Below are 2,253 nucleotides of genomic sequence, written 5' to 3' on the forward strand. Positions count from 1 at the left end.
GGTCGGCCTCGACCCGGCGGCGCATGTCGAGCTCGGCGCGGGCGGACGCGGACAGGGCGCCGAGCATGTCGCGCAGGCCGGGGCCGCGGAGCTTGGCGTTGAGGATGAGCGCGGCGACGACCAGGTCGGCGGACGGGTCGTCCAGGTCGTCGGCGAACCGGCGCAGGGCCTCCGGCATCGGGACGCGGGTGTGCAGCCGGTCCACCAGGAGGCGCAGGGGCTGCTGCAACGCGGGACCGGCGGCGCGCAGGGACGCGGGGATCGCCTGTTCGAGGCCGACCGCGCCCGCGATCGTGTCGCGGAGGGACTCGGTCCACGCGGCGAGCGCCTCCAGGCGGACCATCGCGCGGCGCTCCTCGGCCGCGCCGCCCGCGAGCCCCTTCCACGCCAGGACGAGCGCGGCGGTCCCGGCGGCGGCGACGGCCCAGCGGGTGACGACCAGGACGGCGAGCGCGCTCATCACGGCGACGGCCGTCCTGGTGGTGAGGGTCCGGAGCAGGTCCTCGCGGCTGCGCCGGGGCGCGCCGGGGCGGGCGGGCAGGCCGCGCAGCGCGACGCCGAGCAGCAGCAGCCCGCCACCGGCGACGGCGCCGGCGACGATGGCCAGCAGGACGTCCGAGGAGAACATCACGCACCTCCGCGGACGGCGCCTGGCACGCCCGGCACGCCCGGCACGCCCGGCACGCGCGGTGGCGCGGCGGGCGGCGTGCGCGTCGTGGGAGGCATGGTCACCAGCCCCCGGCGGTCGGGTCGTAGCCGTGCTCGGCGAGCTCGTCGGCGCAGGCGATGGGCGCGGCCGGGTGGGCCTGGCCGTCCGGCGCTAGCGCGAAGACCTCCGACGACAGGACGCGCCCGTCCACGCCGGTGACCTCGCGGACGGACGCCACGTAGCGCCGCAGCCGCCCGCCGGTCGCGTAGTCGTTGCGCTTCTGGATGAAGACGACGAAGTCGATCGCGCCCGCGATGAGCATGTGGGTGGCCTCGACCGGGAGCCGCTCCTCGGACTGGATCGCGTAGGTGGCGACGCGGTTGAAGACCTCCATGGACGAGTTCGCGTGGATGGTCGACAGCGAGCCGTCGTTGCCCTGCGTCATCGCGTTCAGCATGGTGACGATCTCGTCGCCGAGGACCTCGCCGACGATCACGCGGGACGGGTTCATGCGCAGCGAGCGGCGGACGAGCTCGGCCATGGAGATCGCGCCCTGGCCCTCGGAGTTCGGCAGCCGCTGCTCGAAGGCGACCGCGTTCGGGTGCAGCTCGGGGAAGGCGTCCAGGCCGAGTTCGAGGGCGCGCTCGACGGTGATGAGGCGCTCGTGCGGCGGGATCTCGTTGGCGACCGCGCGCAGCAGCGTCGTCTTCCCCGCGTTGGTCGCCCCGGCGATCATGATGTTCTTGCGGGCCAGCACCGCCGCGCGCAGGAACCGCCCGACCTCGGGCGTGAACGTCCCGTTGCCGACCAGGTCGGACAGGAACACCTTGCCGAGCCGGGCGCGCCGGATCGACAGCGCGGGCCGGACGGTCACGTCCATCACGGCCGACAGCCGCGACCCGTCCGGCAGGCGCAGGTCGAGCTGGGGGTTGGCGGTGTCGAACGGGCGCGACGACAGGCCCGAGTAGGCGGCGAGGATCTGGATCAGCTCGACCAGTTCCTCGTCGGTCTCGGCGACCGGCTCGCCCATCACCTCGCGGCCGTCCGCGTAGCCGATGAAGACCCGGTCGCAGCCGTTGATGTCGATGTTCTCGATCTCGGGGTCCTCCAGCAGCGGCTGGAGCCGGCCGACGCCGAACAGCGCCGCGTGCACGCCCGCCGCGAGCGCCTCCTCCTCCTCGGCGTTCGGCGGACGGCGGCCGGAGGTGATCTCGCCGCGCGCGAACTCCTCCAGGACCTGCGAGATCAGCGCGCGGGCGAACTGCCGCTCGTCCTCGCCGGACATCGGCGGCAGCCCGTTGGCGGCGTCCAGCCGGCGCTGCTGCGCGAGCCGGTCGCCGACCTCCTGGCGCAGCCGCTTGACCAGGGCGTGGTCCATCAGAACCTCCCCTCGGCCGGGATCGGCTCGGCGGCCGCCGGGACGCTGTTCACCCGGGTCAGCAGGGTGGCGGCGACTTCGCGGGCGGAGCGGACGAGGAGCGTGCGGTCCAGCCGTCCGCCCCACTGGCCGGACAGCAGCTCGGCACCCTTCGGGTCGAGGGCGAGCCCGCCGAGCACCGAGACCGGCGCGGCCGGGACGCCGCCGCGCGCCTCCAGCCGCTGCC

General features: G+C 75.1%; 2 protein-coding genes and 1 pseudogene. All 3 read right to left on the reverse strand.

All coding sequences use genetic code 11. The features are described from left to right. A partial coding sequence (locus AB0J52_RS37010; protein ID WP_500187578.1) for a type II secretion system F family protein occupies positions 1 to 628 on the reverse strand: 628 nt, incomplete at its 3' end. A gap of 100 nt (positions 629 to 728) precedes the next feature. After that, positions 729 to 2,027, reverse strand: coding sequence for a TadA family conjugal transfer-associated ATPase (locus AB0J52_RS37015; RefSeq protein ID WP_500187579.1), 1,299 nt, complete (start codon positions 2,025 to 2,027; stop codon positions 729 to 731). Then, positions 2,027 to 2,253: pseudogene (locus tag AB0J52_RS37020) on the reverse strand (hypothetical protein); the annotation flags it as partial. The pseudogene AB0J52_RS37020 and the gene AB0J52_RS37015, both read right to left, overlap by 1 nt.

The organism is Spirillospora sp. NPDC049652, from assembly GCF_040675125.1.
Lineage (GTDB): Bacteria > Actinomycetota > Actinomycetes > Streptosporangiales > Streptosporangiaceae > Spirillospora.

Excerpts from the sequence above, each read along its gene's own strand:
- AB0J52_RS37015 (WP_500187579.1), bottom strand. The coding sequence starts at position 2,027 with ATGGACCACGCCCTGGTCAAGCGGCTGCGCCAGGAGGTCGGCGACCGG.